Genomic DNA, 6,000 nt, shown 5'->3' with positions numbered 1-6,000 from the left:
GAAAGGCTGGCCCTTGGGTTGAAACATCACCCGCGCCTCTGGCCCCTCCGAGACAAATGATGCGGCGGAGCGGTCGACGAAGCCGAAACGCTAAACAAACACACGGTCTCCGGGCTCCGCCCGGCCGCTCCGCGCCTCCCCGAACTAACGCGCCATCGCGCGGGAGAACGAAAAGCCATGCCCAAAGATCCTCCCCCTGAAGGGGGAGGTGGCCCGAAGGGCCGGAGGGGAAGTTCCTGATGAGGTCAGTTCACCCCCAAAGGCAGCAAGCACTTCCCCCTCAGTCGCTCCGCGACAGCTCCCCCTTCAGGGGGAGCATCTTGAGGAACGGGCCGGAGGGGGAAGTTCCTGATGAGGTCAGTTCACCCCCAAAGGCAGCAATCCCTTCCCCCTCAGTCGGCTTCGCCGACAGCTCCCCCCTTCAGGGGGAGCATCTGGATGTTGACTCATCTATAACTCCAAGGTTATGGAAACTCATAACTCACCAGTTATCAATATCCCCCATGGAAACCCAGACCGATCTCCTGTTCCGCGCCCTGGCCGACCCCACCCGTCGATCGTTGTTCGAGCGGCTGTGCCGGGAAGGCGAGCAGACCGTGGGGGCGCTGACGGCGACGGCGGGGGTCTCGCAGCCGGCGGTGTCCAAGCACCTGGCGGCGCTGAAGGCGGCGGGGCTGGTCGCCGACCGGCATGAGGGCCGCCAGACCCACTACAGCCCGCGTACGGCGGCCCTGGGCCCGCTGGCGGACTGGACCAAGGACATGGCGCAGTTCTGGGAAGGGCGGTTCGACGCTCTCGAGGACCTGCTGAGCAGGATGGACCAATGACCGATACCCGGACCGCCGTCGTCGAACGGGAATTCCCGCATTCGCCTGAGAAGCTGTGGCGAGCCCTGACCCAGCCGCACCTGATCGAGGAATGGCTGATGAAGAACGACTTCGCCCCCAAGCTCGGCCACCGCTTCCAGCTGAAGGGCGAGTGGGGCGGGACGCTGGACTGCCAGGTCCTCGCCATCGAGCCCGGCCGCACCCTGGCCTACCGCTGGGACTTCGCCCACGAAGACCCGGCCTACGCGCTGGAAAGCGTGGTGACCTTCACCCTGACCAAGACCGACGGCGGTACGCACCTGCGCATGGAGCAGGCCGGCTTCCGCCCCGACCAGAAGCAGGCCTATGGCGGCGCCCACGCCGGCTGGAAGAGCTTCTTCGACCGGCTGGACGGCCTGCTGGCGAAGGAAGGCTGAGGGCAAGGATTCTGGCTGGACAGTCAAAAAGGGAGAACACCATGAGCGGCTTCATCCGCCAGAGCCATCGCTGGCTCTCCATCGCCTTCACCCTGGGCGTGCTCACCTACATCGTCGTGATGAGCACGAAAGGCCAGCCGGCGGCCTGGGTGGGGCTTCTGGCCCTGATCCCGTTGATCCTGCTGCTGGTCTCGGGGCTTTATCTCTTCGCGCTGCCCTATGTGCGGCGGATGCGGAAGGGCTGAACCATGGCCGGGAGCAAGGACGAACCTAGGCTGCTCTCGGGCGGCAACCCGCAGATCCCCAAGGGCTACGGCGACGGACCCGTCCAGGCCTATATCGCCGCCATGCCCGGCTGGAAGCGCCAGGTGGGCGAGCGTATCGACGCCGTGGTCGTCCGCGAGGTTCCGGGGGTGCGCAAGGCGGTGAAGTGGAACTCGCCGTTCTACGGCGCGGCGGAAGGGGAGGGCTGGTTCCTCAGTCTCCACTGCATGACGAAGTACGTGAAGGTCGCGTTCTTCAAGGGCGCGGCCCTGCAGCCGCCGCCGCCGGGGCCGTCGAAACAGGCCAACGTGCGCTATCTCGACATCTACGAAGACAGCTTGCGCGAAGGGGGCTGGGACGAGGCCCGGTTCGCCGACTGGGTGCGCCAGGCCGCGGCCCTGCCCGGCGAGAAGGCGTGAGGGAGGAAAAGCGATGAAAGCGGGCGCTGATGGCGAGCCCCGGAGCGGGGCGCAGGCCAGCAAGCTGATCGACGAGCGCATCGCCTCGCTGGGCGACTGGCGCGGCGAGACCCTGGCCAGGGTGCGGGCCGTGATCCACGCGGCCGACCCGGACGTGCTGGAGGAGTGGAAGTGGCGCGGCACGCCGGTATGGTCGCACGCCGGCATCGTCTGCACCGGCGAGACCTACAAGGCCTACGTCAAGCTGACCTTCGCCAAGGGGGCGTCGCTGCCCGATCCCTCGGGGCTGTTCAATTCCAGCCTGGAGGGAAACACCCGCCGGGCGATCGACATCCATGAGGGCGCGACGATCGACGAGGGCGCGCTCAAGGCGCTGTTCCTGGCAGCGGTGGAGCTGAACTTCAGCAAGAAGGGGTCGTCAAAAAAACCTCTCTCCTAAGAGGGACTGGAACACAAAAAAAAGCCGCCCCGGTCGCCCGGGACGGCTTTCTCGTTTCGCTCTCGCGACGCCCTAGTACTTGAAGGTGGCGCCCATGAAGAAGCGGCGGCCGGCGTAGCCGGTGTTGATCAGGCGAATGTCGCCGGCCCAGCTGGTTTCGTCTTCCTTCGTGAGGTTCTTGCCCTCGGCGAAGAACGACAGGCCCTTCACCGGCGTGCGCCAGGTGATCTTGCCGTCCAGGTAGCCGGTCGGGTCGCGGAAGATCGGGTTGCCCGACTGGTCCGCGGCGGTGACCAGGTATTCCGAACGGTAGTTGTAGGCCAGACGGGCGTTGATCGGGCCCTTATCGTACCAGAGCGTGGCGTTGTAGCTGTGCTCCGACAGGCCCGGATACGGCAGGTCCGAACCGTCCAGCGAGCTGTAGACGCCGACGTCCTTGGCGGTCTGGTAGGTATAGTTCAGGTCGACGCCGAAGCCCGACAGCAGGCCCGGCAGCCAGGTGAAGGCGGTCTTGGCCGTCAGTTCGACGCCCGAGATCTTGGCGCCGTCGCCGTTGATGTAGGTGTTGTAGTAGTACAGCGTGCCGTCGCCGAAGATGTCCTGCTGGCCCAGGTTGGTCCGCTGCGACAGGTAGAACGACTTGATGTCCTTGTAGAAGAAACCGGCCGACAGCTGGGTGTCGGTGTTCGGGTACCACTCGAACGACACGTCGTACTGGTCGGCGCGGTAGGGCTTCAGGGCCGGGTTGCCGGCCGAGCAGCTGTCGGGACCGTCTTCGGCCGTGCCGTCGTTGGTGTAGTTGATGGTGCAGGTAACGTTCGGGATGATGAAGTTGCCCAGCGGGCGGGCCATCAGCTGGGCGTAACCGGCGCGCGCGCTCAGGCGGTTGTCGATCAGCCAGGTCTGGATGTTGAAGCTGGGCAGCCAGATCGTGTAGTCGCGCTTGAACGTGACCTGGCTGTTGGACACCGTGTTGGTCGAGGCCACGCCGTTGACCAGGCGGGTCTCGTTGCGGGTCACCTGGCCGGTCGACGACGTCTCGGTGTAGACGCGGCGCAGGCCGAAGTTGCCCAGCACCTCACGGCCGCTGAGGTCGAAGCCGTAGTCCAGTCGCAGGTACTGGGCGTTGGTCTTTTCGTCGATGCTGTAGGGGATCTGGTCGTAGGTCTTACCGTCGTTGCCGACGCCCTGATACAGGTTGTTCAGGTTGAAGTGGCTGGTGTCCAGGTACTGGGAGATGCCGGCGAAGGTCGGATACTTCCAGGTCGAGGGCAGGCCGTTGCCGGCATAGTAGAAGTTCGACGGCAGGTCGGTCATCGCCGCGGCGAAGACCTGGTTCGAGAAGGCGCGCGACCAGGTCTCGGTCGCGTTCCAGTAGTTGGTCTGGTAGGCGTTGCCGAGCACGGGGTTGGTCTGGTCGGCGGCCTGGCCGTTGACCACCGTGGCGGTCGAGTTGACCGAGTTGGCGTAGATGACGATGTCGTCCAGCGCGCTGGTCGGATCGGCGCCGCCGTCGATGACGCGACCGCCGTAGCCGTAGCCCGAGATCGCCGCCTTGGAGTAGCGGCCGCCGAACTTGATCGACTTGATGATCGGCAGTTCGGTCCGGTACTCGAAGTCGATCTTGTACTGGTCTTCCGAGTTGGCCGACTGCGAGGGACGGTACTGGATCTGGTACTGGTTGACCGCCGCGGCGTCAGACGGGCTGAAGCCCGGCGCGAAGGTGAAGATCGGCGCCGAGGTGCCGTCGGCCAGGGTGACCTTCAGGCCAGGGGTGTTGAACGACACCGAGGCGTTGTTGGTTTCGCTGATGGTCTCGGTCGAGGCGTTCGAACCGACGAAGTCGATCTTCCAGCGCTCGTTCTGGTAGTTGAAGCCGTAGGTGACGTACTCGGAGTCCGTCTCGTAGGTGAAGTCGCGCGACGAGATGCTGAAGGCGTTGTTGCCGCCGCGGTTGGCGGTGCCAAGGCAGTCGCCGATGACGAATTCGGTGACGTTGTGGTTGGCGTCGACCTTCACGCCCGGAACGTTCTGGGCCGTGGCCGGCGTCACGCGGGCGCAGCCGGGGCCGTAGTTGAGGGCGTCCAGCGAGGTCAGGCCGGTGCCGTAGTTGATGTCGTTCATCACGTCTTCGCGCTTGTTGCGCTGATAGGTGACGTACGCCGTCAGGTCGTCGGTGAAGCGGTACTGGGCCGTCAGTTCGGCCGACGAGCGCTTTGAGTCGCGGTCCCAGACGCGGTAGCGCGGCACGCGCGGGCTATAGTCGTACCACTGGCTTTCGCAGGCGGTGCGGGCCTGGGAAGTCGACAGCACCGAGGAGTCCGGGGTGACGACGCTGGCGCAGCTGGCTTCGGTGTTGAAGCCGCGCAGGTAGTCGTTGACCTTCTGGTTGTAGGCCGGGTTGTAGTACTCGACGGTCTTCTCGGCCGTGTTGTCGAAGTCGGCGAGGCGGGCCCACGAGTTGCCGTCGTAGTAGTCGCCGCGGGTGATCACGCGATCGTAGGTCAGGTTGCCCATCAGGCCCAGGCGGCCGTCGAACAGCTGGGTGGCGCCGAACAGGTTGCCGCGCGGCTTCCAGCCGCCCTGGGTGTCGAGCTTCTGGCCCGAGGCGGTCATCGAGAAGGTCGGCTTCTTGAAGTCCAGCGGCTTGTTGGTGGTCACCGAAACGGTGCCGCCGACGCCGCCTTCGGTCATGTCGGAGGTGAAGCCCTTGAAGACGTCGATCGACTTGACCAGTTCGGAGGGCAGTTCGCGGAAGTCGTTGGAGCGGCCGCCGCCGCCGTAGACGCTGAGGTTGCCGGCGGTCGACAGCGCGCCCACGCCGTTGATCTCGACGCGGTTCAGGTCGGGCTCGACGCCGCGGATCGACACCGCGTTGCCTTCGCCGAAGTCGCGCGCCAACTGCACGCCGGTGATGCGGCCCAGGGCTTCGCCGACGTTCTTGTCGGGGAACTGGCCGATGTCTTCGGCGACGATCGAGTCGGAGACGGTGTTCGCGCGCTTCTTGCGGCCCATGGCCGACTGCAGGCTGGCGCGGGTGCCGACGACGACGACTTCCTCGACGGCGGTTTCCGTCGAAGCGCCGGTGTCCTGGGCGGGCGCCGGGGCCGGAGCAGGAGCCGTTTGGGCGAGGGCCGAGCCGCCGCCGATCATCAGCAGGATGGCAGCCATGCCCGTGGTGCGCAGCAGTCCGTTATCGCGTCGGACCTTGGTGTTGACCTTCATAGTATTCCTCCAAGCGTGGGCGGCGAACCGCCCGGACCAGCGGCGTCTCTCGAGGCGGCCGGTCCAAAGTCGTGAGATGAGAAAACCTGGGCGGCGGGCGCGTCCGACGAAGACCGGCAGTCGAATCGGAAGTCCCGGGCCTCAGGCCATGCGATGCGCGAGGATCGAGGGCGGGACGGACCCGGCGGCGCTGTGCGCTCTGGCGGGCAAGTCCTGACGGCGGGCCTGGGGTAAGGAGCTGACGCCTCTACGGTCGGCGGCGAAACGCTGCGCCGGTCCGTATCTCGATCTTCTGCGATCGTGCGCGTGATGCGGGCACGCGGCACTGTCCAAGGCGGTCTGTCGTCCGCCGCGGACCTTTGGTCTCTGCGTGCGGAACATATCCATCCATTTCCAAACCGAAGCGTGGA

6 protein-coding genes are annotated in these 6,000 nt (G+C 65.7%); 5 read left to right on the top strand and 1 reads right to left on the bottom strand.

Annotated features, from left to right (window positions below; translation table 11 throughout):
* Positions 1-503: 503 nt before the first annotated feature.
* From DDF67_RS15615 to DDF67_RS15595, 5 genes are read left to right on the top strand one after another with little or no spacing between them, the layout of a single operon-like run.
* Entirely contained in the window at positions 504-827 is a 324-nt protein-coding gene (locus DDF67_RS15615) for an ArsR/SmtB family transcription factor (RefSeq protein ID WP_109101779.1), read from the top strand.
* Complete coding sequence (locus DDF67_RS15610; protein WP_109101778.1) at positions 824-1,243, top strand: SRPBCC family protein; 420 nt, start codon at positions 824-826, stop codon at positions 1,241-1,243. The genes DDF67_RS15615 and DDF67_RS15610 overlap by 4 nt, the downstream gene beginning before the upstream one ends.
* A 41-nt stretch (positions 1,244-1,284) precedes the next feature.
* Complete coding sequence (locus DDF67_RS15605; protein WP_058350660.1) at positions 1,285-1,488, top strand: hypothetical protein; 204 nt, start codon at positions 1,285-1,287, stop codon at positions 1,486-1,488.
* 3 nt (positions 1,489-1,491) lie between these two features.
* Entirely contained in the window at positions 1,492-1,926 is a 435-nt protein-coding gene (locus DDF67_RS15600; RefSeq protein WP_109101777.1) for a DUF1801 domain-containing protein, read from the top strand.
* Positions 1,927-1,939: 13 nt separating this feature from the next.
* Positions 1,940-2,365 (top strand): DUF1801 domain-containing protein, encoded by a 426-nt coding sequence (locus DDF67_RS15595; RefSeq protein WP_109101776.1) that lies wholly within the window; start codon positions 1,940-1,942, stop codon positions 2,363-2,365.
* Between the two features lie 72 nt (positions 2,366-2,437).
* Here DDF67_RS15595 and DDF67_RS15590 read toward each other — a convergent pair whose 3' ends face one another.
* Entirely contained in the window at positions 2,438-5,590 is a 3,153-nt protein-coding gene (locus DDF67_RS15590) for a TonB-dependent receptor (RefSeq protein WP_233247671.1), read from the bottom strand.
* Between the last annotated feature and the right edge of the window lie 410 nt (positions 5,591-6,000).

Origin of the sequence: Caulobacter endophyticus, from assembly GCF_003116815.1 — a bacterium.
Classification (GTDB): Bacteria; Pseudomonadota; Alphaproteobacteria; order Caulobacterales; family Caulobacteraceae; genus Caulobacter; species Caulobacter endophyticus.
Note: the sequence above shows the minus strand (reverse complement) of the source record. Positions and strands in the feature narration are given on the sequence as shown.

Excerpts from the sequence above, each read along its gene's own strand:
- DDF67_RS15615 (WP_109101779.1), top strand. The coding sequence starts at position 504 with ATGGAAACCCAGACCGATCTCCTGTTCCGCGCCCTGGCCGACCCCACC.
- DDF67_RS15610 (WP_109101778.1), top strand. The coding sequence starts at position 824 with ATGACCGATACCCGGACCGCCGTCGTCGAACGGGAATTCCCGCATTCG.
- DDF67_RS15605 (WP_058350660.1), top strand. The coding sequence starts at position 1,285 with ATGAGCGGCTTCATCCGCCAGAGCCATCGCTGGCTCTCCATCGCCTTC.
- DDF67_RS15600 (WP_109101777.1), top strand. The coding sequence starts at position 1,492 with ATGGCCGGGAGCAAGGACGAACCTAGGCTGCTCTCGGGCGGCAACCCG.
- DDF67_RS15595 (WP_109101776.1), top strand. The coding sequence starts at position 1,940 with ATGAAAGCGGGCGCTGATGGCGAGCCCCGGAGCGGGGCGCAGGCCAGC.
- DDF67_RS15590 (WP_233247671.1), bottom strand. The coding sequence starts at position 5,590 with ATGAAGGTCAACACCAAGGTCCGACGCGATAACGGACTGCTGCGCACC.